Genomic DNA, 528 nt, shown 5'->3' on the forward strand with positions numbered 1-528 from the left:
GTTGGATCGAATGGGTACTCAGTTGTTGGACGTTCGTTTTCTGGAACACCTGGGATAAGTGGAATCCACTTCGCTACTTTTTGGTAAACGTAAGTGATTTCTGTTGTTCCTTCAACTACTGAACCATTTTCTGAACCAATTGTCTTAGATGGAACAAGAACATACTTGGTACCGTCTTCAGTAACAATCTCAGTTGGTTTGTTATCTGTTGTATCGTAGTCAGTACCAACTGGTGCATCTGTAGTGTCCTTAACTGGAGCTTTTAGAACATTACCTTCTGTGTCCACATAGTTAACCACAACTGAACCTGTCTTAGCTGATTCAACTGGTACGTATGGGATAAGTGTATCAATACCTGGATTTTCTGGTGTTGGTGGCACGTATCCTTTAGTTGGATCTTCTGGATCTACTGGTGTCAACGGTGTGTTGTCCTTAGGATCTACTGGTGTGTAGCCTGGTACGTGTGGTACTACTGGTTGATCTGTTCCTGGGTTTGTAGGGATTGATGGAATCTCTGCATCAGGATTT

1 protein-coding gene is annotated in these 528 nt (G+C 42.6%); it reads right to left on the reverse strand.

All coding sequences use genetic code 11. From position 1 onward, the window contains the following. On the reverse strand, positions 1–528 hold a 528-nt coding region (locus ACQRDX_RS09490; RefSeq protein WP_427896650.1), incomplete at both ends, for a MucBP domain-containing protein.

Source organism: Streptococcus sp. SGI.013, from assembly GCF_050315295.1.
Classification (GTDB): Bacteria; Bacillota; Bacilli; order Lactobacillales; family Streptococcaceae; genus Streptococcus; species Streptococcus porcorum.